The sequence below is a fragment of the Thalassovita sp. genome (assembly GCF_034670005.1).
In the GTDB taxonomy this organism is placed as follows: domain Bacteria; phylum Pseudomonadota; class Alphaproteobacteria; order Rhodobacterales; family Rhodobacteraceae; genus Thalassobius.
On sequence record NZ_JAXMOH010000013.1, the window covers coordinates 26,329 to 51,222 of the forward strand.

Below are 24,894 nucleotides of genomic sequence, written 5' to 3' on the forward strand. Positions count from 1 at the left end.
GTTTGCGATTTAGCCCTTCAACAGGTTCTCCACCCATTGCGGCACGATTTCGGTCGCTTTTCCAAAATGCGTTTCGGAAAAGTCGGACACGACCGAAGAGGGTTCCAAATTCAACTCCACCGTATGCGCACCATTGCGGTCGGCGTCCTGAACAAAGGCAGCGGCCGGATAGACTTCGCCCGACGTACCGATGGCAGCGAACAGATCGGCGTCGCGCAGATGGTCCCAGATTTCGTCCATGTGATATGGGATTTCCCCAAACCAGACGATGTCGGGCCGAATTGCCGGGGTGGTGCAGGACGGGCAGGGATCATCGGGCTGCATGGCGTCCGGGGCGTCCCAGCGATGACCACATTTGGCACAAAGCGCCCCGGCCAGTCGACCATGCATATGCAGCACAGTTCGAGACCCGGCCGTTTCGTGCAGATTGTCAACATTTTGCGTGATGATTACCACGTTGGCGGGATGCTCTGCCTCAAGCCGAGCCAGAGCGGTGTGGGCGGAATTGGGCAGGGCGCGGGTGGCCTGCAAGCGCCGTGCGTTGTAAAACTCATGCACCAGTAGTGGATTGCGCGTAAACCCTTCGGGGGTCGCCACGTCTTCGATCCGGTGCTGCGACCACAACCCGCCTTCGTCTCGGAATGTACCAAGACCGCTTTCAGCAGAAATGCCCGCCCCCGTTAGAATAACGATCTTTTTCATCTCTCCCCCGTGCTGTAAATCTTGTGTCGTAGAGGACTCCTTATGACCAGTCATATCCTATTCGTTTGTCTTGGAAATATCTGCCGATCGCCCGCCGCAGAGGGGGTGATGCGCAAATTGTCGCCCGAATTGCAGATCGACAGCGCAGGAACGTCGGACTGGCATGTCGGCGAAACACCTTATGGTCCGATGCGGCAGGCGGCTTTGCAGCGTCAGATTGATTTGTCGGGTCTGCGCGCACGGCAATTAACGATTACGGATTTCGACCGATTCGACCTGATCCTGGCGATGGACCGGGAAAATCTGGCGAACATCGAAAGCTTGCGGCCCGAAGGTAGCGAAACGCCGGTACGACTGTTCGCAGATTACGCCGGTCTGGCAGGCATCAGAGATGTGCCAGACCCCTACTATACCCGTGATTTCGATGGCGTTCTGGACCTGATAGAAGCGGCCGCGCAGGGGTTACTGGCTGATCTTTAGGCGGTGAAGTCCTTGCCCAGACTTTGATTGCCTCTGCGGAGGCCACTTGTCAGCTGTCCGAATGCGCCCAGTCCCAGTACAGTTCACGGGCGCGTTTGGTGATCGGGCCGACCTCGTATGTCTTGTCATCAAAAGCTGTGACCGGGGTGACCTTGTTCATATTGCCCGACAGGAACACTTCGTCAGCCCGGTCGAAGTCGTCGAAGGTCAGCACTGTCTCATGCACGGTGAACCCGTCTTCACGCAGGTTCTTGATATGGCGCGCACGGGTAATTCCGGACAGGAAGGTACCGTTGGCGATTGGGGTGAACACTTCGCCGTCGCGCACCATGAACACGTTCGCGGTGGCGCTTTCGGCGACATTGCCCATCGCATCGGCGACCAAAGCGTTGCCGAAGCCTTTCGATTTCGCCTCGGCGATCATCCGGGCATTGTTGGGGTACAGGCAGCCTGCCTTGGCATTGCAGACTGCGTTTTCCAGTACCGGGCGACGGAACCTTGTGCGGGTCAGCGTGGTGGAGGCATCAGCGGGGGCCATCGGTACCGCTTCCAGCGAAATCGCGAAACCGGTTTCGCCGGGTTCAGGCATGATGCCGGTGCTGTCGCCGTTGATTGCCCAATACATCGGGCGGATATAGACGGCAGTTCCCTTATCGAAGCCGCGCAGGCCCTCGTGGACGAGTTCCACCATATTTTCGTCGGTGATGGTCGGTTCGATCATCAGTGCCTTGGCGGACCTGTTCACACGGGCGCAATGGGCATCGAGATCGGGCGTTAGCCCGTCGACGAAGCGTGCCCCGTCGAACACAGTACTGCCCAACCACGCGCCGTGATCGGCGGCATTCATCACCGGGTAATCCCCCTGATGCCAAGTGTCTTTGAAATAGGTGCGGATCGTGTTGCTCAGTGCCATGGAATTCTCCTTTGCGGGCAGGTTAGAAGCGCGCGCGTGGAAGGTCCATACCGTAGAGAAACGGACTTGTGTCACGGGGATGCAGCACTGCTGTTTTCATCCCGCATCACACCATATCGTGATTTGCGAATATGACCGTGCACATGGAATTTGCACCCAAAAGAAGTGAACAGGACAATCACATGAACAAGGTTTTTTCGCGCCGAAGCGTCGTCACGACAGCGCTGGCGGCTATGGCCAGTCCGGCGCTCGCGTTGGATGGCGTGCGGCACAACATTTCCGGTTTCCGCGACATCGCTTGGCGGGATCATTTTGAGTCGTTGGGCGTCGGCGTGATCGTGGCCGACACGGCGTCCAGAGCGTTGCATTTCTGGAATGCCGACGAAACGATCTATCGTATTTACCCGACTTCGGTTCCTCTGAGCGAGGACCTGACCCGCCTTGGGTACACCGAAGTCATTCGCAAGGTCGAAGGACCGACCTGGACACCGACCCCATCAATGCGGGAACGCGATCCGAGCCTGCCGCGAATGATCCCAGCCGGGCCCGGAAATCCGCTGGGGACACACGCGCTTTACCTCAGTTGGCAATTTTACCGGATTCACGGCACGCATGACACACGCAAAATCGGGCGGCGGTCTTCGGATGGCTGCATCGGGCTTTATAATGAAATGATCGCCGAATTGTTTGGTATGGCGAAGGTCGGAACCCAGGTTCGGCTGATCTGATTGGTCCGGCCCGTGGACAGAGTGAGGGGGCTTTCCGCCCCCTCTTGGCCTCTGGCCAATTCACCCCTGAAAGTATTTTAACCAAGAAGAAGGCCAAGCGCCTTCCCCCTGACGAGGTCAGGACCGGATCATCCCGACGATGTCGTAGGCTTTGTTCAGGATTGGCGCCGCGATATCCCGGGCGCGTTCGGATCCGCGGCCCAGTATGCGGTCGATTTCAGCCTGATCCTGCATCAGCCGCGACATCTCGGCCGAGATCGGCGCGAGCTTGGCTACGGCAAGATCTGCAAGCGACGGTTTGAAGGATCCAAACTGCTGACCTGCGTGTTCCGCGATCACTTGTTCGGGTGTCAGGTCGGCCAAGGCTGCGTAAATATTGACCAAGTTGCTGGCCTCGGGGCGACCTTCCAGCCCTTCTACCGTGTCGGGCAGCGGGTCGGGGTCGGTCTTGGCCTTGCGGATCTTTTTGGCGATGGCGTCGGCGTCGTCGGTGAGGTTGATCCGGCTCATGTCCGAAGGGTCGGATTTCGACATCTTTTTGGTGCCGTCACGGAAAGACATCACCCGGGTCGCCGCGCCCTCGATAACCGGTTCGGTGATTGGGAAGAAATCGACGCCGTAATCGTGGTTGAATTTCATCGCGATGTCACGGGTCAGTTCCAAGTGCTGTTTCTGGTCCTCTCCCACCGGCACATGGGTGGCGTGATAGACCAGGATGTCGGCGGCCATTAGCGCGGGATAGGCGAACAGGCCCAGCGAGGCGTTCTGTGCGTTCTTGCCTGCCTTGTCCTTGAACTGGGTCATCCGCTGCATCCAGCCCATCCGGGCGACGCAGTTGAATATCCAGGCCATCTGGGCGTGCTCCGGCACCTGGCTTTGATTAAACAGAATCGATTTTTCCGGATCGAGACCGGAGGCGATAAAACCGGCACACAGTTCGCGCGTGGCGCGGGCCAGATCGACAGGGTCCTGCCAGACGGTGATCGCATGCATGTCGACCATACAATAAATCGATTCGATGCCTTTGTTCTGGGCGTCGGCAAAGCGCTTGAGCGCGCCGAGATAGTTGCCCAAGTGCAGGTTGCCTGTGGGCTGGATGCCCGAAAAAACCCGGGGGGTGAACCCGGCATTCGGGGTGGATTGCGTTTGGACCGCATCCGACATGGTATATCTCCGTCTGGATTTATCTGTGCGGCTGGCTTACCCATGGCCCAATGCCCCGTCAAGGAGAGCCCGATGAGCAGTCACAATAACAGCCCCTTAAACCCTTTGCCGCCGGTGGTGGCCGCATTGGCCGTGTTGATTATCGGAATCGAGGTGGTGTTCCAGCTTGGCGCACGCAGTGGCTTTTTTGGACCCGGCGCGGTGGGATGGCGGTTGGAAGCGGTGCAGCGCTACGCCTTCTCTTCGGACATCTTCGGATGGATGCTGTCGAATGGGCGCTGGCCGTTGGAACATGTGATCAGGTTCCTGTCCTATGCCTTTATTCATGTCAGTTTTACCCAGGCGCTGTTCGCGGGGGTAATGGTTTTAGCGCTGGGCAAGATGGTGGGTGAAGTGTTCAGCCAAGTTGCGGTTCTGATGGTCTTTGTCTCCGGTACCGTCATCGGCGCTCTGGCCTATGGCCTGCTGGTAGAGACACCGATCCCGCTGATTGGGGCGTTTCCCGGGGCCTATGCGTTGATCGGAGCGTTCACCTATCTGTTGTGGCTGCGGCTTGGTCAATTGGGCGAACGGCAAACAAGGGCCTTTTCGCTGATCGGACTCTTGATGGGAATCCAGTTGGTCTTTGGTCTGCTTTTCGGGTCTCAGCCCGATTGGATCGCTGATTTGAGCGGCTTTGTATCGGGCTTTGTCCTGTCAGTATTTGTCAGCCCCGGCGGGTTGCGCCGGATGCGCGACCGGATGCGGCACCGCTGAGGATCCGTCAATTCCTAGCCGCCTCGCCGCATCGCGCTTTTGAATTCGGACAGACGGAACGCTCCGATTACCTGACCGATCACGAAGTAGCTGACGATGCCCAGGAACACGAGCGCAGCGAGCGCGCCGTAGCGAATGCCGGCCATGCCAAGGAATGGGGTCAGCAGGACCATGCCGCCCCACAAAATCGCTCCCATCGCCAGCGCGGCGGCGATAATGCGCCAGATACGGGTGCGAAAGCGGGTGTCGAACCGTGCCACATCACCAAAGCGGCGCCCGCCTATTGTTAAAAGGCCCACCATCACCCAACCGGCTAAAGTGGTCGCTATCGCCGAAGCCAGCCAGCCGATGACAAACGCCAAACCGATGGCGATTGCGGCATTTACCACCATCGCCACCAGCGCATAATAAAAGGGTGTGCGGGTGTCTTCGCGGGCAAAGAAAAGCGGTTGCAAGACTTTTTGCATCACGAAAGCAGGCAGGCCGAGTCCGTAAATCGCCACCGCAACAGCGATGGCGGCGCTGTCATCGGCGCGGGTCGCACCGCGTTCGAACAGGACCGAAACCAGAGGTAGCGGAATCACCACCAGAGCCACGGCAGCGGGGATGGTGAGTGCCAGAGATATTTCCGCCGCGCGGCTTAGCGCATCGCGCGACCCGGCATCGTCGCTGTCTTTCAGGCGACGCGACAGATCGGGCAACAGGACAATTCCAATTGCGATGCCAACGACACCGAGCGGCAACTGGTACAGCCGGTCCGCAGCATAGAGCCACCCCACCGCGCGGTCGAAATAGCTGGCCACTTGCTGCCCCACCAACAGGTTGACCTGTACCACGCCACCGGCCAGTGCGGCAGGGATTGCAACCCGCACCAAACGGCGCATTTCCGGGGTCCAGCGTGGCCGCATCCAAGTTAATTGAAATCCGGCGCGCCGGGCTGCGATCCAGACCAAGATCATTTGCGCCACCCCGGCAACAGGGATGGTCCAAATCAAGGCATAGGCGATGTCAAACCCGCCAAGCACGGCAAAGACCATAGAGCTGATCACCAGCATATTCAGCAAGACCGGAGCGGCGGCGGCAGCGGCAAACCGGCCATGGGCGTTCAATACGCCTGATAGCAGCGCCGCAAGCGAAATAAACAGAATATAGGGGAAGGCGATTCTGCCAAAGACCACGGACAGATCGTATTGATCCTGCCCGGCAAAGCCCGACGCCAACCCGTAGATCAGCCAAGGCATCACAAGCTGTGCCAGCAGGGTCAAAAGGATCAGCACCGATGCCAGGCCGGCAAAGGCCTGACTGGCAAATTCGTCTGCTTGATCTTCCCCTTCGCCTGCAAGCCGCTTGGAATATTGCGGGATGAAGGCCATGTTGAACGCCCCTTCGGCAAAGAAGCGGCGGAACATATTGGGCAGGCGGAAAGCGACGACATAAGCTTCATAGGCTGGGCCGGTGCCAAGATAGTTCAGGATGATTGCGTCGCGGACGAAGCCCAGAATCCGGCTGGCCATGGTCCACATGCCGACGGTCAGGAAGCCGGAAACCAAGCGGATCGGCTTCACGATATGGCCCTTTCAGCGCCTTTTTCGATGGCATCGCGCAATTTCTTCACCAGCGTTTTCTGACGCTGTTCGGAATGGAATTTCAACCCGAACATATCCTTGACGTAGAAGCTGTCGACCACCTGTTCGCCGTAAGTCGCGATCACGGCGCTGGCGATATAGACGTTGTTGGCCGCCAGCGTCCGGGTCAGGTCGAACAACAATCCGGGGCGGTCGCGGGTGTCGACTTCGATGATGGTGTAGATATCCGATCCTTCATTGTCGAAGGTGATCGACGTCGGAACCCGGAAGGCGCGTTCACGTTTCTTGATCTTGTCGCGCGACCGCATCGCCTCGGATGTCTTTATTTCGCCCAGCAGTGTTTTGTGGATCATCTGCCGCAACCGTGGCAGCCGGGCCTCCTCATAGGGGTGACCATCGGCATCCTGAACCCAGAACACGGCAGTGGCATAGCCGTCCTTCGAGGTGTAAGTGCGGGCATCGACCACATTGGCCCCGACCAGCGCGAGCGCACCGGCCAGCCGCGAAAAGATGCCGGGATGGTCGATCATGACGAAACAGGCGCGGGTGGCGTCACGGTTATCGTCCAGGTGCAGGTCAATCCGCACTTCGTCATCTGGAATATCGCGCAACAGGTTGGCGATGATGACATGGGTATTGGTATCCAACCCATGCCAATAGGGCGGGTAATGCCGCCCGGTTTCGCGCCGTAACGCCGCCGGGTCCCAGCCATCCAGCGCCTCGCGCAACTGTTTGCGCGCCTCCACACCACGGTTTTTGCGGTTGAGGTCTTCCAGGCCATGCTCCAGCGCATCTGCGGTATCACGGTGCAATTGGCGCAGCAGAACGGCTTTCCAGTTGTTCCATGTTCCGGGGCCGACGCCGCGAATATCGCAAACAGTCAACACGGTCAGCAAATCCAGCCGCTTGCGCGTTTTCACCGCCTTGGCAAAGTCACGCAATGTGCGGGGGTCCGAAATGTCGCGTTTCTGCGCCATGTCCGACATCAGCAGGTGGTAGCGCACCAGCCATTCCACCGTTTCTGAATCGGATTTGTTCAGGCCCAGACGCGGTGCAACCTTGCGGGCGATCTTGGCGCCCAAAACCGAATGATCCTCGTCCCGGCCCTTGCCGATATCGTGCAGCAGAAGCGCGACATAGATCACCTTGCGATTGACGCCTTCCTTCAGGATACGGCTGACCAGCGGTAACGGTTCCACCAATTCGCCATGTTCGATTTCGCTGAGGTTGCGGATGCATTGGATCGTGTGTTCGTCCACCGTATAATGATGGTACATATTGAACTGCATCATCGCCACGATCGGTTCGAATTCGGGGATGAAGGCGGCCAGCACACCCAATTCGTTCATCCGCCGCAGCGCCCGTTCCGGGTTGCCGTGTTTCAGCATCAGGTCAAGGAAGATGCGGCGCGCTTCCTTGTCGTTGCGCATGTCGTCGTCGATCAGGTCCAAGTTCGCCACCACCAGACGCATCGCGTCGGGATGGATCAGCATACCGGTGCGCAGGGCTTCCTCGAACACCCTGAGAAGGTTCATCTTGTCGGCGAGGAAGGCCGTTTCGTCCTCGACCGCCAGCCGACCATGCACCACTCTGTAGCCCTTTTTGACCTTCGGTGTGCGTCGGAAAATCCTTTCCAGAAGCGGCTCGCTTTTGACATGCATCGCTTCCAGCTTGGTCAGGAAAATACGGGTCAGATCGCCGGTGGCAGTGGCATGGCGGAAATAGTCCTGCATGAAATGTTCGACCGCGCGGCGTCCGCCCTTGTCCTTGTATCCCATGCGTTCAGCCACCTCGACCTGCAAATCGAAGGTCAACTGGTCCGAGGCGCGGTTCGTCAGAAGGTGCAGATGGCAGCGTACCGCCCAGAGGAAATCCTCGGCGGTCATGAAGGTCTCGTACTCCTCTTCGGTGAAGACGTCGAGCTTCACCAGGTCTTCGACCTTTTGTACGCCGTGCAGGTATTTGGCGATCCAGAACAGCGATTGCAGATCGCGCAGCCCGCCTTTGCCTTCCTTTACGTTAGGTTCGACCACGTATCGTTGGCCGCCCTGTCGTTTGTGGCGCTGGTCGCGTTCGGTCAGCTTGGCTTCGATGAATTCCGGCGCGGTGTTGCGGAACAATTCCGATGACAACCGGTCGGCCAATTCCCTGGCCAGCGCTTCGTCGCCAGCCAAAAACCGATGTTCCAAAAGCGCGGTGCGGATGGTGAAATCTTCCTTGCCGAGCTTTAGGCAATCGCGCACGGTGCGTGATGCGTGGCCGACTTTCAGCCGCAAATCCCACAGGATATACAGCATGCTTTCGATCACCTTCTCGGCCCATTCGGTAATCCGGGCGGGGGTCAGAAACAGCAGGTCCACATCTGAATAGGGGGCCATTTCGCCGCGTCCGTATCCGCCGACGGCGACAAGGCTCAGGCGGTCGTCGCGGTTGTTTTGCGGGCTTGGATGCATCAGCCGGGTCGCGACGTCCATCGCGACGATGACGATGCAATCGGTTAGCCAGGTATAGGCCCGCGTGGTCGGACGGGCGGCAAACGGATCGGCAGCGAATGCCTCCGCGATTTTCGCCATACCGACCATGCGCGCGTCCATCAGGATCGGCACCACGGCGGCACGGATCGCCGCTTCGTTCTGCGCCGAACCGGTGGCTGCGTCGATTCGCTGCCGGATGGTTTCGGCATCGAAGATGGAATCAGCCGGACAGATCAGTCTGTCCGGCGCTGGGGGGAGGTCAAGCATATGTGGGTCTTCTGTTGGTTAGAAACCGGAACCGGCAAAGCTGCGTGGCGCAGGATCGATCACGACAACTTGCTTGTTCTGAATTTGAGCGACCGCCAGGCCGCGTTCGTTGGTGCCGTCTTCAAGCAGCCTGAAAATGCCGTTCACCCCCTGAAAACCAGCCCCCTGGGTCAGCGCCGCAGCGGTCAGCGCGTCGCTGTTGCCCGCTTGAACCAAGGCACCGATCGCGGCGATCCCATCATAGGACAATCCACCGATCGGATGCGGTGCGGTGCCGAATGCGGTGGTGTAACGGCTGGAAAACCGTTGCGTCATCGGCGGATCGGGCATCGCGAACCAACCGCCCTGAACGCCCGGCAATTCCAGCGTCTGCGGCGGGATATCCCAGCGGGTCAGGCCGATATACTGCGTGGTTTCGGGATCGACACCGGATTCGTCGAGAAGCTGGGTCAACAGAGGCAGCGCACCTTCTGTCAGCGCGGTCATGAACACCGCGTCTGCACCTTTCTGGACTTCGGAACGGATCGCCGGAATGGCCCTGATCACGCCTTGTTGCGATTTTTCATAAGCGACAGCCCCGACCATTTCGGCACCGGAACGTGCGGCGGCGGACTGAACCGCGTTGCGGCCGAGTTGCCCGGCGACGCTGTTGTCATGTGCTACCACGATGCGGCCTTTGCCCTGAGCAGAGGCAAAGCTCACCAGCCGGTCGGCCGTGTTCTGGAAGGTCGGCCCCAGAATGAACAGGTTACCGCCAGCAATCGTGGTGTTGTTGGAAAACGACAAAACGTTGACGCCGCGCGAAGCGACAGCCACCGCTGCGGCATTGGCGGATTCGCCGTAAACCGGGCCGAGGATGATCTTGGCACCGTCTTGCACCGCTGCGAGCGCTTGCCCCCGGGCCTGAACGGGATCGCCTGCGGTCGCATAGACGCGCAGTTCGATATTCACGCCCTCCAAATCCGAAATCGCCAGCCGGGCGGCATTTTCAAGGCTTTGCGCCAACAGGTCGTCACCGGCATTGGGGCTGCCATGGGGTACCAGCAACGCGACCGGGACCGGGGCATTGGTGTTGATCGAAGGGCCGTCGCCGATTGCGACCGGCTGACAGGCAGTGACGGCGAACAGGGACAGCGATGCGGCAAGCGGTGCGATTGCCTTGCGGGCGGCTTTGAAAACGGCGAACATGGATGAAACGGCTCCTTCGTGACCGGCAAAAACACAGCTTGGGTCTTCGATATAGCATAATAAAGACAGTGAGGTTCGGGTCCAGTGGTGAATCTGCAACAGACAAAGCTGGCGCCGGGGTTATACCTGATCGCCACGCCAATCGGCACTGCCCGCGACATCACGCTGCGGGCGCTTGATATTCTGGCATCGGCGGATGTTCTGGTAGCCGAAGATACCCGCAGCCTGCGCAAACTGATGGAAATTCACGGGATCACCTTGGGTGACAGGCCGCTATTGTCCTATCACGACCATAACGGTGCGCAGATGCGGCCGCGACTGTTGGCGTTGCTGGGCGAAGGCAAGTCGATGGCCTATGCATCCGAGGCGGGCACGCCGATGGTCGCCGACCCGGGGTTCGATCTGGCCCGCGCGGCGCGGGCCGGCGGGCATAACGTAACCAGTGCGCCGGGCGCTTCGGCTGTCATTACGGCGCTGACACTGGCGGGTCTGCCGACAGACCGTTTCTTTTTCGCAGGCTTCCTGCCCAATGCCAAAGGTCAGCGGAAAACCGCTTTGGCTGCGGTGAAAGACGTGCCAGGCACGCTGGCATTTTACGAATCGCCCAAGCGCGTTGCCGCAATGCTTGCTGACGCGGCCGAAGTTCTGGGCCCCGAGCGTGAGGCTGCGGTGTGCCGCGAACTGACCAAGAAATTCGAAGAAATCATCCGCGCACCACTGAGCGAGCTGGCTGATATCTGTAAAGAGCGAAGCCTCAAAGGCGAAGTCGTGGTGCTGGTGGATCGCGGACATTTACCGAATATTGGGGATTCCGATCTAGAGCTGAAATTGTCTGAACTTCTGACGCGGATGACTGTACGCGATGCCTCGGATCAACTGGCGGCGGAAACAGGGATCGCGCGGCGCAGAATTTACCAATTGGCGCTGAAACTGGACCGCGCCTGACAAAGGGATAATTTCAGTGGCGGTACAGGGTGAAACCGGCCAAACCAAACCAGAGGCCAAACATGTCTTGCGCGGCAAGGTGGCCTATCTGTCAGGCCTGGCTGCCGAAGAACAGGTTGCGGCAGAGTATCAGACGCGCGGCTACATCCTGGCCCATACCCGTTGGCGCGGTTCCTGTGGTGAAGTCGATCTGATCTTTGCGGACGGGGACGGTTTCGTTTTTGTAGAAGTGAAGAAAAGCCGCTCTTTCGACCGCGCCGCCGAACGGTTGGGCCGGGCACAGATTGCGCGGCTTTGTTCTGCCGCCGAGGATTACCTTGCGCAGCATGACCGTTCGCTGATGACGGATCTTCGTTTTGACGTCGCATTGGTCAATACCCAAGGGGCGATCAGGATTATTGAAAACGCTTTCGGGCATTTCTGATTTGCCTCTGGCCGGTGGTTGCGCCATGTATTTGGCGACACTGAGCGAGGGATGACGATGAAGATCGCTTTTCAGATGGACCCGATCGGGCCTATCGACATCAATGCAGACAGTACGTTCCGGATCGCGGAAGAAGCGCAGGCGCGCGGACATGAGCTGTTTTATTATACCCCGGACTGCCTGTCCTATCAGGAAGGCCGGGTCATCGCGCGCGGCTGGCCGTTAACGGTGCGCCGTGTCGAAGGCGATCACTACAGTCTGGGCAACGAACAAGAAGTCGATCTGGACGATTTCGACGTGGTTTGGCTGCGCCAGGATCCGCCGTTCGATATGTTTTACATCACAACCACCCATTTGCTGCAACGGGTGCACCCGGGCACGTTGGTGGTCAACGACCCGTTCTGGGTGCGAAATTACCCTGAAAAGCTGCTGGTTCTGGATTTCCCTGGCCTGACCCCGCCGACCACGATCGCCCGCGATCTGGCCACCATACGGGCGTTCAAGGAAAAGCATGGCGATATCATCCTGAAACCGCTTTACGGCAATGGCGGTGCCGGGGTGTTCCGGCTGACCGAAAGCGATCGCAATCTTGCCTCACTGCACGAACTGTTCACCGGGTTCAGCCGCGAGCCTTTGATCGCGCAGAAATTCCTGCCCGATGTCAGCAATGGCGACAAGCGGGTGATCCTTGTCGATGGCGACCCGGTAGGCGCGATCAACCGGGTCCCGGCGGCGGGCGAAACACGTTCGAACATGCATGTCGGCGGACGGCCCGAAAAGATCGGCCTGACCGAACGCGATCTGGAAATCTGCGCCCGGATCGGACCGCTGCTGCGTGAAAAAGGGCAGGTTTTCGTCGGGATCGACGTGATTGGCGACTACCTGACCGAAATCAACGTAACCTCACCCACCGGCATTCAGGAACTGGACCGGTTCGACGGTACCAACACGGCGCAGAAGATTTGGGAAGCGATCGAGGCCAAGCGCCGTTGAGACAGATGCGGGGCCGGAGGAATCACGCGTCCTGCAATGACAGGATGCGGTAGGAAATCGCCTCGGCGACGTGGTTGCGCTGCACGCTATCTGTCCCGTCCAGATCGGCGATGGTGCGGGCGACCCGCAGCACCCGATGATAGCCGCGCGCCGACAGACCGAACCGTTCGGCCACTTTGCCCAGTAGCGCTTTGCCCTCGGCATCCGGGTCGGCAATCCGTTCCAGGAGCTCGCCCTCGGCTTCGGCGTTAAGCATCACGCCCTCAACGTCGCGGAACCTGTCGGCCTGAACCTGCCGGGTTTCGGCGACGCGTTCAGCGACTTGCACCGAAGTGTCGCCCGAAGCTGGCAGGTCGAGATCGGTATAGGCCACCGGCGGCACCTCGATCCGCAAATCGAACCGGTCCAGCAGCGGGCCGCTGATCCGGCCCATGTAATCTTCGCCGCAATTGGGGGCGCGATTGCAGGCGCGGGCCGGGTCGGTCAGATAGCCGCATTTGCACGGGTTGGCGGCGGCGACCAGCATAAAGCGGCAGGGATATTGCACATGTGCATTGGCACGCGACACCATTACTTCGCCAGTTTCTATCGGCTGGCGCAGGGTTTCCAGCACTGTGCGGGGAAATTCGGGAAATTCATCCATGAACAAAACGCCGTTATGGGCCAGCGAAATCTCGCCCGGTTTTGCGCTGCGCCCACCGCCGACGATGGCGGCCATCGACGCGGTGTGATGCGGTTCGCGAAACGGCCGCACCCGGGAAATTCCGCCTTCGTCCAGCAGCCCGGCGAGAGAATGGATCATTGACGTTTCCAACGCCTCGACCGCCGTCAGCGGAGGCAGGATGCCGGGAATACGCGCCGCCAGCATCGATTTGCCTGATCCGGGCGGGCCGGTCATCAACAGGTGATGGCGTCCCGCAGCAGAGATTTCCAGCGCGCGTTTGGCCCGTTCCTGACCCTTTACATCGCGCAGGCAGCGACCTGACTGATCCGGCACAACCTCACCAGGCTGGGCCGGGGTCAGGGGGGACTGACCGGTATAATGGCGCACCACATCGGCAAGGCCCGCCGCGGCAATGACCTGACAGGCCCCGACCCAGGCCGCTTCGGCACCTGATGCCTTGGGGCACAGCAAAATCCGGTCCTCGGCGGCGGCGGCCATGGCCGCGGGCAGCGCGCCGATGACGGGGATCAGCGACCCGTCCAATGACAGCTCGCCCAAGGCGGTGGTGCCTTCCACAGCGTCACTCGGTATGATTTCCAAAGCCGCCAGTAGCGCCAGCGCGATCGGCAGATCGAAGTGACTGCCCTCCTTGGGCATGTCGGCGGGCGATAGGTTTATGGTGATACGTTTTGACGGCAGCGCGATGGCCAGCGATCCAAGCGCGGTGCGTACACGGTCGCGCGCTTCTGACACAGCCTTGTCGGGCAGGCCGACGATGGCAAAGGCAGGCAGGCCCGGCGTCACGGCGCATTGCACCTCGACCCGTCGGGCTGTTACCCCTTCGAACGCCACGGTATAGGCCCGGGTCACCATGCAACCACCCCAATTCTTCTTTGGTGATCAAGGTTAACGGTTGCGGGCTTTAGGAATGGTTAACGGGTTTTGCCGTCGTTAGGCGGCGGGGCTTGGCCATGCCTGCGTGGGCAAATCCAATGCATAAGGCACCGGGTCGTAGGATTTGGTCAGCCCCTGTGCGCGCCATCGGCAGAAGGCAGAATCCGCCAAGGTCGTGTCGACATAGCTTTGCGCCAGATCACCCACCGGCAGCGCATAGCCCGCGATCCGCGCGGCGACCGGCGCAAAGAATGCGTCGGCAAGGCTATAGCGGCCGAACAGCCACGGTCCGTCCTGTCCGAATTCGTTTCGCGCTTTGCCCCATAACAATTCCAACCGGTCAAGATCGGCGCGGACCGCGTCGGAAACTACAAAACCCTGATATTGATGTAAGAGCTGCATTGGGCATTCGTCCCGCAACGCGCTGAACCCGGCGTGCATTTCGGCAACGATCCAGCGGGCAAAGGCGCGGGCGTTGGCCTGTTGCGGCCACATCTCGCGGTCGGGATGCCGACTGTTCAGCTCTTCCGCGATGGCAAGCGTTTCGCCGATGATCGTTCCTTCCGCGGTGCGCAGAACCGGGACCAGCCGCGCTGGGGCCAGAGCCGCGAGGTCTTCTTTGAATGTCCCGCCATAAAGCCCGACCATGTGGGTCTGGAACGGCAGGTCAAATTTTTCCAGCATCAGCCAGCCGCGCAGCGACCAGCTGGAAAAGCTTTGGTCGCCGATATATAACTCATATTGCATTCCATGACCTCCTTGGGCAGTATTTGGTCAAGGTAATGGCAAGAAATGATCACAAAAACCAAATAGTTGTTGCTGAGTTGATCACAGAATTTGATTTATTTCACGCGCCTGCCATTCCGTGCCATTCCAATTCAATTCGGTCAGGGACAGATTTTCGATCCGGTGTGAAAATGCCTCGAAGGCACCGATTTTCAGCGCCTTCTGCACTTGGGTCAGGATGACCCCGAAATGAGCGACGGCGACAATATCGCGGTCGGGATGATCGTTCACTAGCTGCGCAACGGCCCGATCGACCCGGGTTGTGACATCGTTCCAGCTTTCGCCGCCGGGCGGGCGAATATCGCCGGGGTTTTCCCAAAAGGAGCGGATATGATCCTGATCCGCCACCGCTTCAAAGCGCTGCAATTCCCACGCGCCAAAATGGATTTCCCGCAAATCGGGACAGTGCGGCAACCGGGTGCGATTGCCGGTGATGGCGTCGGCGGTGGTCACGGCGCGACTCAAATCCGAGGAAATGACGGCTGCCCGTTTCGGCAGGGCGGCCTCAAGCCGTTGCAATTGAGCAGCGTCGGACAGATCGGCGGGAAGATCGGACCAGCCTACCATAGTTTTAGCGTGAGTCGGCCCATGCCGGATCCAGAATACCCGTGCCATCAGATCTGTCCCTTCAAAACCAACGGCAACCCGGCCATCACGGTGACGACCAGATTGGCTTGGGCGGCAATGCGTTGGTTCAGTTTGCCCTGCGTCTCTCTGAACCTGCGTGCCAGCGCGTTTTCGGGAACCACAGACATTCCCACTTCGTTCGTCACCACCACGACCGGCGCGGCGCATTCTCTCAGCGCGGTGATGAAACGTTCCTCCTCGGTTGCCAGATCGGACCCTGCGAGCAGGTGATTGCTTAGCCACATCGTGGCGCAATCGAGCAAAACAACCTGACCTGAACGGGCGTTCGAAAGTGGTGTGACGATATCCAGCGGGGCTTCGATGGTTGACCAAGTGTTACCGCGCTGGTGCTGGTGCCGATGAATCTTGGCCTTCATTTCCTCATCCCAGGCCTGCGCCGTGGCGACATAGACTTTGTCATAACCACTTTGAATCACAGTATTTTCTGCCCAGTCTGATTTGCCAGACCCGGCTCCGCCCAATACCAGCGTTAGTTTATTACGCATTTTTTGCACACCTTATTGTGATCCGGCGCATATTGCGGTGCGTATCATTCCCGCTTGTAATGAAACAACCCTAAGCGCTGAGGCGCTTTTAATTGCGGGGGAACTGGAATGCCACTTGATGCACCAAATGACACCTCCCTGTCCCGCCAGGCCATGAAGGCCGAGCTTCTGGATGCGGAAACCGAACGACAACTGGCCATTGCATGGCGGGATCACCGGGACGAAGCCGCGCTTCATCGGTTGATAAATGCCTATATGCGATTGGCCATTTCCATGGCGTCCAAATTCAAACGCTATGGCGCGCCCATGAACGACCTTATTCAAGAGGCGGGGCTGGGCCTGATGAAAGCTGCGGACAAATTCGACCCTGATCGCGGGGTGCGGTTTTCGACCTATGCGGTGTGGTGGATCAAAGCGTCGATTCAGGACTATGTTATGCGTAACTGGTCGATGGTACGCACCGGAACCACGTCGTCGCAAAAATCATTGTTTTTCAACCTGCGGCGGGTTCAGGCCCAGATGGAGCGCGAAACCCGCGCACGAGGCGAAGAACTGGACCGCTATCAGATGCGGCAAGCGATTTCGATGGAGATCGGCGTGCCCCTCCGTGATGTTGAAATGATGGAAGGCCGGTTGGCGGGATCCGATTTTTCGCTGAATGCGACTCAAAGCAGCGAAGACGAAGGCCGCGAATGGATCGATACGCTGGAAGACGATGGCGCGGGTGCGGCCGAAATTGTCGAGGATCGGCATGATACCAAGGCATTGCGTGAATGGCTGGTCGATGCGATCGGTAGCCTGAATGAACGCGAACGGTTCATCATCCGCGAACGCAAGCTGCGAGAACAGCCACGCACACTTGAATCGCTTGGCGTCGAATTGAAACTCAGCAAGGAACGCGTACGCCAACTGGAAGCGGCAGCGCTGAAAAAGATGAAAAAGCGGCTGGAAGAAGAAAGCCGCGAGGTGCAAGATTTCCTTCTATGAAGATTGTCGGTTTTGGACTTGGTTTGGCCGCGCTGCTGGCGCTGTCTGGGTTTGCGGTTGCCGACCCGGTCGAGGAACTGGTTCAGGACCGCGATGTGGTGGTGTTGGGCGAGGTACATGATAACCCCGCTCATCACCGGGTGCAGGCGCGATTAGCCGGGGTCATTGGCCCTTCAGCGCTTGTTTTTGAAATGCTCACTGCCGATCAGGCGGCACGCATCACCGATGATTTGCGCACCGACGCTTCGGCATTGAAAACGGCGCTGGATTGGGACAACAGCGGCTGGCCCGATTTCGATATGTATTTCCAGATTATGCAAGCTGCGCCGAATGCCGCAATATATGGTGCCGCGATCCCGCGTACTGCAGCGCGCACGGCGATGAAGACCGGGATCGAGCAAAGTTTTGGTCCGGAGGCATCGGACTACGGATTGGACCGGCCCCTGCCAGAAGATCAGCAAATCGTCCGCTTGGCGCTGCAACAAGAAGCGCATTGTAACGCTCTGCCCGAAGACATGTTACCGGTAATGGTCGAATTGCAGCGGTTGCGTGACGCCGAACTGGCGCGAGCAGCGAAGCGGGCGTTGGATGCGACCGGCGGCCCGGTGGTGGTGATTACGGGTAACGGCCATGCCAGGGCCGATTGGGCGGTGCCGTTTTCGCTGCGAAAGCTTGTCGCCGGTCTGAACGTGGTGACCATCGGACAATCCGAAGACGGTCAGAAACCCGATGGCGCGTTCGACGCGGTTCTCGATGCTCCTGCGGTGGACCGGCCCGATCCCTGTGACGCGTTTCGCTAACCCGCCCTTGTCTCTCTATCACGACATGCCTACTGTCCATCGCAACATAGATCGGGGGGGGTAGCATGTTGAACGGCAAGCGCATTTTGTTGATCATCGGGGGCGGTATCGCAGCATTCAAAACGCCCGATCTTATCCGGCGGCTGCGCGAACGCGGGGCGGCTGTGACACCGGTGATGACCCGCGCCGCGCAGGAATTCGTGACCCCTCTGACGATTGCCTCGGTTTCAGGCGAAAAAACCTATACCGATCTGTTCGATCTGACGGACGAAGCCGAGATGGGCCATATTCAGTTGTCGCGCCTTGCCGACTTGATCGTGGTGGCTCCTGCGACCGCCGATCTGATGGCCAAGATGGCGGGTGGGCACGCGAACGACATGGCTTCGACGCTATTGTTGGCGACCGATACGCCGGTGATGATTGCGCCGGCAATGAATGTGCGGATGTGGGACCATCCCGCGACGCAACGTAATCTGGCTCAATTGCAGCGCGATGGGATCACCGTTCTGGGCCCGGACGAAGGCGATATGGCCTGCGGCGAATTCGGACCCGGACGCATGGTCGAACCGATGCAGATCGTCGAAGCGGCCAATACCGCGCTGTCCGATGGCCCGCTGAAGGGAAAACGGATTCTGGTGACATCAGGGCCGACCCATGAACCGATTGATCCGGTGCGCTACATCGCTAACCGGTCCTCTGGGGCGCAAGGCACGGCGATTGCTCGGGCGCTTGCAGCCCTTGGAGCCGAGGTGGTTTTCGTTACCGGACCGGCGGATGTGCCGCCACCTGCCGGGGTCGAGGTGGTCGCGGTTCAAACCGCGCAACAGATGTTGGGCGCGGTACAAAACGCGTTGCCGGTCGACGTCGCGGTATTCGCAGCCGCAGTGGCCGATTGGCGGGTAGCATCGGCATCGTCGTCGAAGATCAAGAAACAAAACGGGCAATTGCCGGTGCTCGAATTCTCTGAAAATCCCGATATTCTGGCGACGGTCAGTCAAATGAAATCGGGCCGCCCGGGATTGGTCGTTGGCTTTGCTGCGGAAACCGACGACGTGATCGCGCATGCGCAGGCCAAACGTGCCCGCAAGCAATGCGACTGGATCGTCGCCAATGATGTCAGCCCCGAAACCGGGATCATGGGCGGCAGTGAAAATGCCGTCATCCTGATCCGCGATGACAGGGTCGAAGAATGGCCAAGGCTGAGCAAGGAAGAAACCGCTAAACGGCTGGCGGCGCGAATCGCCGAAGCAGTGGGAGACGCATGAGATGGTGCAAATCTCTGTAATCTGGGATCAGGGTGCAGATCGGGCGTTACCCTTGCCCGACTATGCGACCCCAGGGGCGGCCGGGGCAGATATCCGTGCCAATTTCGCCCCGGATTTCCGCGAAGAAGGTATGACCATAGCGCCGGGATTCCGGGCGATGATTCAGACCGGGCTCCGGTTCGAAATCCCCGAAGGCTATGAGGTGCAGATCCGACCGCGTTCGGGTTTGGCGCTGAAACATGGGATCACCATTCCCAACAGTCCCGGTACCATCGACAGCGACTATCGTGGCCCCATCGGGGTGATCCTTTACAATGCCAGCAATCAACCCTTCCACGTCGCCCATGGTGACCGGGTCGCGCAAATGGTCGTTGCGCCGGTGGTGCGGGCACAATTTGTTATCACTGACAGCCTGAACGATACCGACCGGGGTGAGGGCGGGTTCGGGTCGACCGGGCACGGCTGATGGGTCTGGTTCTGATCATCGCGGCGGCGCTTTGGGGGATCTGTGCGGTGTTGAAAATACCGTATGCGCTGCGCGGGTTGATGATCGGGCTTCTATGGCTTGCGGTCATCCTTTTGCATCTTTTGCTTCCTGATGGGAACGCGCTGAGACAAGCCACGGGCGGGTCTGCCGCGCCCTGGCTCTTGCTGGGTGGTCTTGCCTTGCTGATACTGATTTACCGCGAAGCGCTGAAATGGGCCCGTAGCCGGGCACAGCCTGAACAGCAGACGAAACCAAATACTGCACGCAGCTTCAGCGAAACCGAACTTAACCGCTATGCCCGCCATATCGTGATGCGCGAAATTGGCGGCCCCGGACAGAAGAAGCTGAAAAAGGCGCGCGTTCTGGTGATCGGTGCCGGTGGGTTGGGGTCGCCTGCGTTGTTGTATCTGGCGGCGGCGGGGGTCGGCACCATCGGTGTGATCGACGATGACGAGGTCGACAATTCCAACCTGCAGAGGCAAGTGATCCACCGCGATACCGATATCGGCAGCGCCAAGGTTTTTTCCGCCAAGGCAGCGATGGAAGGGCAGAATCCCTTTGTGACGGTGCGCCCATACAAGCGGCGACTGGAACCGGAAATGGCAGCAGAGCTGTTTGCTGACTATGATCTGATCCTCGATGGTACCGACAATTTTACCACCCGCTATTTGTCCAACGCGATGGCGGTGAAACTTGATAAACCTCTGATTTCCGGCGCCCTGTCCCAATGGGAAGGACAGTTGAGCGTTTTTGATCCGGCGACCTCGGGTCCCTGCTACCAATGCATTTTTCCCGAAGCGCCCGCACCCGGCCTCGCCCCGTCCTGCGCCGAGGCAGGGGTGATCGGGCCCTTGCCTGGCGTGGTGGGCGCGATGATGGCGGTAGAGGCGATCAAAGTGATCACCGGTGCCGGTGCGGCGTTGCGCAGTGAAATGCTGATCTATGACGCGCTGTGGGGCGAAACCCGCAAGATCAGGTTGAAGAAGCGCGACGACTGCCCGGTCTGCGGCGGGCTTCAAGACCCTCAGTAGCGTATCCCACGGGGCGTTGACGTTGCAGGTGACGGTGATGCAATCCGCGTGAAAGAACAGGGCTGGAAGTCGGAAAACATCGGGCCTACCCTGCCGGGCAAAGGAGACCTTTCATGACCAACCCGCTTCTGTCCCAATGGGATACGCCGTTCGAAATAGCCCCGTTCAACCGGATCGAAGACACCGATTTCGCCCCTGCTTTCAAGCAGGCCCTGGCCGAGCATAATGCCGAAATCGCCGCGATTGCAGGCAATGCCGAAGCCCCGACATTCGCCAACACGATTGAAGCACTGGAAGCCGCAGGCGACGCACTGCACAAGGTTCTGTCGGTTTTCTACACGGTGGCGGGGGCTGACAGTAATCCCGAGCGCGAAAAATTGCAGCGCGATTTTTCCCCCAAACTTGCGGCGCATTATGCGGCGATTTCGTCGAATAAGGCGCTGTTTCAGCGGGTGGAGGATCTGTGGCTGCGCAAGGATGAACTGGGGCTGAGCGCGGAACAGGAACGGGTCCTGATGCTGACCCGCCGCGGTTTTGTGCGCGCTGGCGCAGCGCTGGAAGGCGACGCAGATACACGAATGGCCGCGATCAAGGGGCGGCTGGCGACTTTGGGCACAGAGTTCACCCAGAACCTGTTGGCCGATGAACGCGACTGGTTCATGGAAGTGGCCGAGGACGACCTTGAAGGCCTGCCTGATTTCGTAACGGGTGCGATGCGTGCAGCAGGGGCGGAAAAGGGTGTTGATGGTCCGATTGTCACCACCTCGCGGTCGATCATAACGCCATTCCTGCAGTTTTCGCCGCGCCGCAATTTGCGCGAAAAAGCCTACAAGGCTTTCGTGTCGCGCGGGGCAAATGGCGGCGATCATGATAATCGCGACATCGCTGCCGAAATTCTGAAGCTGCGTGAAGAACGTGCCAAGCTTTTGGGTTACGACAATTTCGCCGCCTACAAGCTGGAAACCGAAATGGCGAAGACACCGGAAAAGGTGGAAGAGCTTTTGCTGGCGGTCTGGCAACCGGCCAAAGCGCGGGCGGAAGAAGACGCCAAGGTGCTTGAGACGATGATGCACGAGGACGGCATCAACGGCGATCTGGAGGCCTGGGATTGGCATTACTACGCAGCCCGTCGGCGCAAGGCGGAACACGACCTGGACGAGGCGGCGCTGAAACCCTACCTGCAGCTCGACCGGATGATCGAGGCCGCCTTTGCCTGCGCCAACCGATTGTTTGGGCTGGAATTCGCGCCGCTTGACGTGGCGCTTTACCATCCCGATTGCCGCGCCTGGGACGTCACCCGGAACGGCAAGCACATTGCGGTCTTCATCGGCGATTACTTCGCGCGCGGATCGAAACGGTCGGGCGCATGGTGTTCGGCGATGCGGGCGCAGGCAAAGTTCCCGAAGGAACAGGCACCGGTCGTCATCAATGTCTGCAACTTCGCCAAGGCCGACCCGGCGCTGTTGTCCTATGACGATGCGCGCACTCTGTTCCACGAATTTGGCCACGCGCTGCACCAAATGCTGTCTGATGTGACCTATGAAAGCATCTCGGGCACTTCGGTGGCGCGGGACTTCGTCGAATTGCCGAGCCAGCTTTTCGAGCATTGGCTGGAAGTGCCTGAAGTGCTGGAAGAATTCGCCACCCATGCCGAAACCAATGAGCCGATGCCCAAGACGATGCTGGACAAGGTGCTTGGCGCGGCGAATTTCGATCAGGGGTTCCAGACGGTGGAATATGTCGCCTCGGCCCTGGTCGATCTTGAATTCCACAAGGGTGCAGCACCGGCCGATCCGATGGCGATGCAGGCCGATGTTCTGGACCGTCTGGGCATGCCAAAACAGATCGCCATGCGTCATGCGACGCCGCAATTCGCCCATGTGTTTTCCGGCGACGGCTACAGTTCAGGTTATTATAGCTATATGTGGTCGGAGGTGATGGATGCCGACGCGTTTGAAGCCTTCGAAGAGGCGGGAGATCCGTTCGATCCCGAAATGGCCCGCGCACTGGAGGACAATATCCTGTCCACCGGTGGGTCCCGTGAGGCGGAAGAGCTTTATACCGCCTTCCGTGGCCGGATGCCGGGGGTCGAGGCGCTGCTCAAAGGGCGCGGGTTGGCGGCATGAAGGGCGCGGATGTCATCGTCATCGGCGGCGGTATCGCCGGGGTCAGCGCTGCCGCGATGCTGGCTGAACATATGTCGGTTCTGCTGCTCGAAGCGGAACCGCGCACGGGGTATCATTCCACCGGACGATCGGCGGCGATTTTCATTCGGAATTACGGTAACGCGACGCTGCGCGCCCTGAACGCGGCCTCGGCACCATTCATGGAATCCCCCGACGGGGTCGCGGACAGTTCCCTGTTGTCGCCGCGTGGCGAATTGCTTCTGGCGGACGAGGAAGAACTGGATGACCTCGACGCCTATGTCGCGGCGGCGACCGGAATGGAAATACTAAGTCCGGCGCAGGCGGTGGAACTGGTGCCTATCTTGCGCCCGGACCGCATCGTCCGGGCGGCCATCGAATGGGACGCGCAGGATATTGACGTGGACCGCATGCTGTCGGGCTATGCGCGGCTGCTGACGGTGCGTGGTGGGCAGATCGTGACCGGGGCGCAGGTGACGGCGTTGCGGCGCAATAGCGATGCCTGGCAGGTCAGTGCGGGCGGCGTGGAATACAGCGCCCCCATCGTGGTGAACGCCGCTGGAGCCTGGGCCGGCGCGGTGGCAACGATGGCTGGGGCGTCGCCCATCGGGGTGCAGCCGATGCGCCGCTCGGCGGCGATCCTGCCTGCCCCGGATGACCATGATGTTCGTCGCTGGCCGCTCTTCGGCAGTATCTCTGAACAGTGGTATGCAAAACCGGAAGCTGGCAAGCTGATGGTCAGCCCGGCAGATGAAGACCCGGTCGACGCGCATGACGCCTGGGCCGACGACATGGTGCTGGCCGAAGGGATGTACCGTTTCGAACAGGCGGTCACCATGCCCGTCACGCGGGTTGAACACAGCTGGGCCGGGCTGCGTAGCTTTGCGCCCGACAGGACCCCTCTGGCTGGTTTCGATCCGCAGGCCGAGGGATTTTTCTGGCTTGCTGGACAGGGCGGTTACGGCGTTCAAACTGCCCCTGCTTTGTCGCAACTGACCGCCGCGTTGATTGTCGGCCATCGCCCGGATGTTTCGCCGGAGGTTGTTGCGGCTCTCGATCCGAAACGGTTCTTGATCACGTAAAGCAGGGAGGGGGGACTGTCCCCTCTGTTGAGCGTTGATATTTACGCAGCGCTTCTTTTCGTGCTGGGCGTTATCCAGCCCGTGGTTCGGAAAGCAATCTCAAAATGGAAATTGGATGCGGTTCTAGACCGGTGTTCTGCCGCTGTTCAATCCTTACGCTGCAGCGCGATCATCATCAGCGCCAGGGCGGACGATCCGATCATCAGCAACAGCGACACCGCGTTGAGCAGCGGCGTCGAGCCCTCTTTCATCCGGTCGAACATCGCGATGGTCAGCGGCGCGTCCGAACCGACCAGCATCAGCGTGGTGTTGAAGTTCTCGAAACTCATCAGGAACGCCACCACGAAACCGCCGATCAGCGCCGGCAGAAGGAACGGCAGGGTGACGGTGCGTACCGCGGTCAGGTGGCTTGCCCCGAGGTTCAGCGCGGCTTCTTCCAGGGAGCGGTCGAATTTGTGCAGGCGGGCAGACACAACCAGCGTTACGATAGTCGTGATGAATGAAAACTGGCCCAAGATGACCAGCGGCAGGCCAGGGCGCAGGGCTTCGATATCCCAACCGATTGTTTCCTCGATCCCGTTGGCGGCGGTCGAGGAAAAGACGAGAATGGAAATGCCAAGCACGATGCCCGGAACCACAAGTGGCAACAGCATCAGCATGTAGAAGAAGCTTTTCAGCCGGAAATCGTAGCGGTTGAACAGGAACGCGTTGGTCGCGCCCAGCCCAACCGACATCAGCGAAACGAAGAACGCGATGAAGGCCGAGTTGCCAAGCGCCCGCAGAATGGGGCGTTCATGGAACACGCCGATCATCGGGCGTTCGCTGCCGAAGAACCAGGCCAGCGTACCGCCTTCCCACGGCAGCGAAGGGAACTGGCTGTTGTTGAAGGCGAAGACCGACACCACCACGAGCGGTAGCGCCAGATAGAGGAAAAACAGCGCCACGTAGGCACGATAGCCATAACGAACAAGGCGGGGTTGGCGGATTGTCGGGATCATTGC

General features: G+C 59.6%; 24 protein-coding genes. 13 read left to right on the plus strand and 11 right to left on the minus strand.

Annotated features, from left to right (window positions below; translation table 11 throughout):
• Positions 1 to 9: 9 nt before the first annotated feature.
• On the minus strand, positions 10 to 702 hold the full coding sequence (locus VOI23_RS17250; RefSeq protein WP_323786255.1) for an NAD-dependent deacylase: 693 nt from the start codon (positions 700 to 702) through the stop codon (positions 10 to 12).
• A 42-nt stretch (positions 703 to 744) separates the two neighbouring features.
• Here VOI23_RS17250 and VOI23_RS17255 point away from each other — a divergent pair, with 42 nt between their 5' ends.
• Complete coding sequence (locus VOI23_RS17255) at positions 745 to 1,182, plus strand: low molecular weight protein-tyrosine-phosphatase (protein ID WP_323786256.1); 438 nt, start codon at positions 745 to 747, stop codon at positions 1,180 to 1,182.
• Between the two features lie 49 nt (positions 1,183 to 1,231).
• On the opposite strand, the gene VOI23_RS17260 is transcribed toward VOI23_RS17255, so the two are convergent.
• Positions 1,232 to 2,095 carry a branched-chain amino acid aminotransferase gene (locus VOI23_RS17260; protein WP_323786257.1) on the minus strand — a complete coding sequence of 288 codons (864 nt, stop codon included), beginning with the start codon at positions 2,093 to 2,095 and terminating at the stop codon, positions 1,232 to 1,234.
• Between the two features lie 182 nt (positions 2,096 to 2,277).
• Here VOI23_RS17260 and VOI23_RS17265 point away from each other — a divergent pair, with 182 nt between their 5' ends.
• The gene (locus VOI23_RS17265; protein WP_323786258.1) at positions 2,278 to 2,823 is read left to right on the plus strand and encodes a L,D-transpeptidase; all 546 of its coding nucleotides are present in this window, start codon (positions 2,278 to 2,280) and stop codon (positions 2,821 to 2,823) included.
• Positions 2,824 to 2,940: 117 nt separating this feature from the next.
• Here VOI23_RS17265 and trpS read toward each other — a convergent pair whose 3' ends face one another.
• On the minus strand, positions 2,941 to 3,987 hold the full coding sequence (gene trpS / locus VOI23_RS17270; protein ID WP_323786259.1) for a tryptophan--tRNA ligase: 1,047 nt from the start codon (positions 3,985 to 3,987) through the stop codon (positions 2,941 to 2,943).
• A gap of 72 nt (positions 3,988 to 4,059) precedes the next feature.
• Here trpS and VOI23_RS17275 point away from each other — a divergent pair, with 72 nt between their 5' ends.
• Entirely contained in the window at positions 4,060 to 4,743 is a 684-nt protein-coding gene (locus tag VOI23_RS17275; protein ID WP_323786260.1) for a rhomboid family intramembrane serine protease, read from the plus strand.
• A 14-nt stretch (positions 4,744 to 4,757) separates the two neighbouring features.
• On the opposite strand, the gene murJ is transcribed toward VOI23_RS17275, so the two are convergent.
• From murJ to VOI23_RS17290, 3 genes are read right to left on the minus strand one after another with little or no spacing between them, the layout of a single operon-like run.
• The gene (murJ, locus tag VOI23_RS17280) at positions 4,758 to 6,308 is read right to left on the minus strand and encodes a murein biosynthesis integral membrane protein MurJ (protein WP_323786261.1); all 1,551 of its coding nucleotides are present in this window, start codon (positions 6,306 to 6,308) and stop codon (positions 4,758 to 4,760) included.
• The gene (locus VOI23_RS17285; RefSeq protein ID WP_323786262.1) at positions 6,305 to 9,070 is read right to left on the minus strand and encodes a [protein-PII] uridylyltransferase; all 2,766 of its coding nucleotides are present in this window, start codon (positions 9,068 to 9,070) and stop codon (positions 6,305 to 6,307) included. Before VOI23_RS17285 ends, murJ begins: the two co-directional genes overlap by 4 nt.
• An 18-nt stretch (positions 9,071 to 9,088) precedes the next feature.
• A complete protein-coding gene (locus VOI23_RS17290) occupies positions 9,089 to 10,258 on the minus strand; it encodes a penicillin-binding protein activator (protein ID WP_323786263.1) in 1,170 nt (389 codons plus the stop codon).
• Positions 10,259 to 10,345: 87 nt separating this feature from the next.
• Here VOI23_RS17290 and rsmI point away from each other — a divergent pair, with 87 nt between their 5' ends.
• Genes rsmI through gshB form a run of 3 tightly spaced genes read left to right on the plus strand, consistent with a single transcriptional unit; the run spans position 10,346 to position 12,620 of the window.
• Positions 10,346 to 11,203 carry a 16S rRNA (cytidine(1402)-2'-O)-methyltransferase gene (gene rsmI / locus VOI23_RS17295; RefSeq protein WP_416376546.1) on the plus strand — a complete coding sequence of 286 codons (858 nt, stop codon included), beginning with the start codon at positions 10,346 to 10,348 and terminating at the stop codon, positions 11,201 to 11,203.
• A gap of 16 nt (positions 11,204 to 11,219) precedes the next feature.
• Positions 11,220 to 11,627 carry a YraN family protein gene (locus VOI23_RS17300; protein ID WP_323786265.1) on the plus strand — a complete coding sequence of 136 codons (408 nt, stop codon included), beginning with the start codon at positions 11,220 to 11,222 and terminating at the stop codon, positions 11,625 to 11,627.
• 57 nt (positions 11,628 to 11,684) lie between these two features.
• Entirely contained in the window at positions 11,685 to 12,620 is a 936-nt protein-coding gene (gene gshB, locus VOI23_RS17305; protein ID WP_323786340.1) for a glutathione synthase, read from the plus strand.
• A gap of 22 nt (positions 12,621 to 12,642) precedes the next feature.
• Here the strand turns inward: gshB and VOI23_RS17310 are convergent, their stop codons facing one another.
• The 4 genes from VOI23_RS17310 to cobU form a co-directional block, all read right to left on the minus strand.
• On the minus strand, positions 12,643 to 14,157 hold the full coding sequence (locus VOI23_RS17310) for a YifB family Mg chelatase-like AAA ATPase (protein WP_323786266.1): 1,515 nt from the start codon (positions 14,155 to 14,157) through the stop codon (positions 12,643 to 12,645).
• Positions 14,158 to 14,235: 78 nt separating this feature from the next.
• Positions 14,236 to 14,925: a glutathione S-transferase gene (locus VOI23_RS17315; protein WP_323786267.1), complete on the minus strand. Its 690-nt coding sequence runs from the start codon at positions 14,923 to 14,925 to the stop codon at positions 14,236 to 14,238.
• Between the two features lie 81 nt (positions 14,926 to 15,006).
• Positions 15,007 to 15,579, minus strand: coding sequence for a histidine phosphatase family protein (locus VOI23_RS17320; protein ID WP_323786268.1), 573 nt, complete (start codon positions 15,577 to 15,579; stop codon positions 15,007 to 15,009).
• On the minus strand, positions 15,579 to 16,097 hold the full coding sequence (gene cobU, locus VOI23_RS17325; RefSeq protein ID WP_323786269.1) for a bifunctional adenosylcobinamide kinase/adenosylcobinamide-phosphate guanylyltransferase: 519 nt from the start codon (positions 16,095 to 16,097) through the stop codon (positions 15,579 to 15,581). The genes VOI23_RS17320 and cobU overlap by 1 nt, the downstream gene beginning before the upstream one ends.
• Positions 16,098 to 16,205: 108 nt before the next feature.
• On the opposite strand from cobU, the gene VOI23_RS17330 reads away from it, so the two are divergent.
• The 7 genes from VOI23_RS17330 (at position 16,206) to VOI23_RS17360 (ending at position 23,893) form a co-directional block, all read left to right on the plus strand.
• Positions 16,206 to 17,084 carry an RNA polymerase factor sigma-32 gene (locus tag VOI23_RS17330; protein ID WP_323786270.1) on the plus strand — a complete coding sequence of 293 codons (879 nt, stop codon included), beginning with the start codon at positions 16,206 to 16,208 and terminating at the stop codon, positions 17,082 to 17,084.
• Entirely contained in the window at positions 17,081 to 17,884 is an 804-nt protein-coding gene (locus VOI23_RS17335) for a ChaN family lipoprotein (protein WP_323786271.1), read from the plus strand. The genes VOI23_RS17330 and VOI23_RS17335 overlap by 4 nt, the downstream gene beginning before the upstream one ends.
• A 65-nt stretch (positions 17,885 to 17,949) precedes the next feature.
• On the plus strand, positions 17,950 to 19,149 hold the full coding sequence (coaBC, locus tag VOI23_RS17340) for a bifunctional phosphopantothenoylcysteine decarboxylase/phosphopantothenate--cysteine ligase CoaBC (RefSeq protein WP_323786272.1): 1,200 nt from the start codon (positions 17,950 to 17,952) through the stop codon (positions 19,147 to 19,149).
• Position 19,150: 1 nt separating this feature from the next.
• A complete protein-coding gene (dut, locus tag VOI23_RS17345) occupies positions 19,151 to 19,615 on the plus strand; it encodes a dUTP diphosphatase (protein ID WP_323786273.1) in 465 nt (154 codons plus the stop codon).
• Complete coding sequence (locus tag VOI23_RS17350) at positions 19,615 to 20,667, plus strand: molybdopterin-synthase adenylyltransferase MoeB (RefSeq protein ID WP_323786274.1); 1,053 nt, start codon at positions 19,615 to 19,617, stop codon at positions 20,665 to 20,667. Before dut ends, VOI23_RS17350 begins: the two co-directional genes overlap by 1 nt.
• 113 nt (positions 20,668 to 20,780) lie before the next feature.
• Positions 20,781 to 22,793, plus strand: coding sequence for a M3 family metallopeptidase (locus VOI23_RS17355; protein WP_323786275.1), 2,013 nt, complete (start codon positions 20,781 to 20,783; stop codon positions 22,791 to 22,793).
• Positions 22,790 to 23,893 (plus strand): FAD-binding oxidoreductase, encoded by a 1,104-nt coding sequence (locus tag VOI23_RS17360; protein WP_323786277.1) that lies wholly within the window; start codon positions 22,790 to 22,792, stop codon positions 23,891 to 23,893. Before VOI23_RS17355 ends, VOI23_RS17360 begins: the two co-directional genes overlap by 4 nt.
• Positions 23,894 to 24,039: 146 nt before the next feature.
• On the opposite strand, the gene VOI23_RS17365 is transcribed toward VOI23_RS17360, so the two are convergent.
• Positions 24,040 to 24,891 carry an ABC transporter permease gene (locus tag VOI23_RS17365; protein ID WP_323786278.1) on the minus strand — a complete coding sequence of 284 codons (852 nt, stop codon included), beginning with the start codon at positions 24,889 to 24,891 and terminating at the stop codon, positions 24,040 to 24,042.
• Positions 24,892 to 24,894 lie beyond the last annotated feature (3 nt).

What these genes read in the sequence shown, in the direction of transcription:
- VOI23_RS17250 (WP_323786255.1), bottom strand. Translation starts at nt 702, where the DNA reads ATGAAAAAGATCGTTATTCTAACGGGGGCGGGCATTTCTGCTGAAAGC.
- VOI23_RS17255 (WP_323786256.1), top strand. Translation starts at nt 745, where the DNA reads ATGACCAGTCATATCCTATTCGTTTGTCTTGGAAATATCTGCCGATCG.
- VOI23_RS17260 (WP_323786257.1), bottom strand. Translation starts at nt 2,095, where the DNA reads ATGGCACTGAGCAACACGATCCGCACCTATTTCAAAGACACTTGGCAT.
- VOI23_RS17265 (WP_323786258.1), top strand. Translation starts at nt 2,278, where the DNA reads ATGAACAAGGTTTTTTCGCGCCGAAGCGTCGTCACGACAGCGCTGGCG.
- trpS (WP_323786259.1), bottom strand. Translation starts at nt 3,987, where the DNA reads ATGTCGGATGCGGTCCAAACGCAATCCACCCCGAATGCCGGGTTCACC.
- VOI23_RS17275 (WP_323786260.1), top strand. Translation starts at nt 4,060, where the DNA reads ATGAGCAGTCACAATAACAGCCCCTTAAACCCTTTGCCGCCGGTGGTG.
- VOI23_RS17285 (WP_323786262.1), bottom strand. Translation starts at nt 9,070, where the DNA reads ATGCTTGACCTCCCCCCAGCGCCGGACAGACTGATCTGTCCGGCTGAT.
- VOI23_RS17290 (WP_323786263.1), bottom strand. Translation starts at nt 10,258, where the DNA reads ATGTTCGCCGTTTTCAAAGCCGCCCGCAAGGCAATCGCACCGCTTGCC.
- gshB (WP_323786340.1), top strand. Translation starts at nt 11,685, where the DNA reads ATGAAGATCGCTTTTCAGATGGACCCGATCGGGCCTATCGACATCAAT.
- VOI23_RS17310 (WP_323786266.1), bottom strand. Translation starts at nt 14,157, where the DNA reads ATGGTGACCCGGGCCTATACCGTGGCGTTCGAAGGGGTAACAGCCCGA.
- VOI23_RS17315 (WP_323786267.1), bottom strand. Translation starts at nt 14,925, where the DNA reads ATGCAATATGAGTTATATATCGGCGACCAAAGCTTTTCCAGCTGGTCG.
- VOI23_RS17320 (WP_323786268.1), bottom strand. Translation starts at nt 15,579, where the DNA reads ATGGCACGGGTATTCTGGATCCGGCATGGGCCGACTCACGCTAAAACT.
- cobU (WP_323786269.1), bottom strand. Translation starts at nt 16,097, where the DNA reads ATGCGTAATAAACTAACGCTGGTATTGGGCGGAGCCGGGTCTGGCAAA.
- VOI23_RS17330 (WP_323786270.1), top strand. Translation starts at nt 16,206, where the DNA reads ATGCCACTTGATGCACCAAATGACACCTCCCTGTCCCGCCAGGCCATG.
- VOI23_RS17335 (WP_323786271.1), top strand. Translation starts at nt 17,081, where the DNA reads ATGAAGATTGTCGGTTTTGGACTTGGTTTGGCCGCGCTGCTGGCGCTG.
- coaBC (WP_323786272.1), top strand. Translation starts at nt 17,950, where the DNA reads ATGTTGAACGGCAAGCGCATTTTGTTGATCATCGGGGGCGGTATCGCA.
- dut (WP_323786273.1), top strand. Translation starts at nt 19,151, where the DNA reads ATGGTGCAAATCTCTGTAATCTGGGATCAGGGTGCAGATCGGGCGTTA.
- VOI23_RS17350 (WP_323786274.1), top strand. Translation starts at nt 19,615, where the DNA reads ATGGGTCTGGTTCTGATCATCGCGGCGGCGCTTTGGGGGATCTGTGCG.
- VOI23_RS17355 (WP_323786275.1), top strand. Translation starts at nt 20,781, where the DNA reads ATGACCAACCCGCTTCTGTCCCAATGGGATACGCCGTTCGAAATAGCC.
- VOI23_RS17360 (WP_323786277.1), top strand. Translation starts at nt 22,790, where the DNA reads ATGAAGGGCGCGGATGTCATCGTCATCGGCGGCGGTATCGCCGGGGTC.
- VOI23_RS17365 (WP_323786278.1), bottom strand. Translation starts at nt 24,891, where the DNA reads ATGATCCCGACAATCCGCCAACCCCGCCTTGTTCGTTATGGCTATCGT.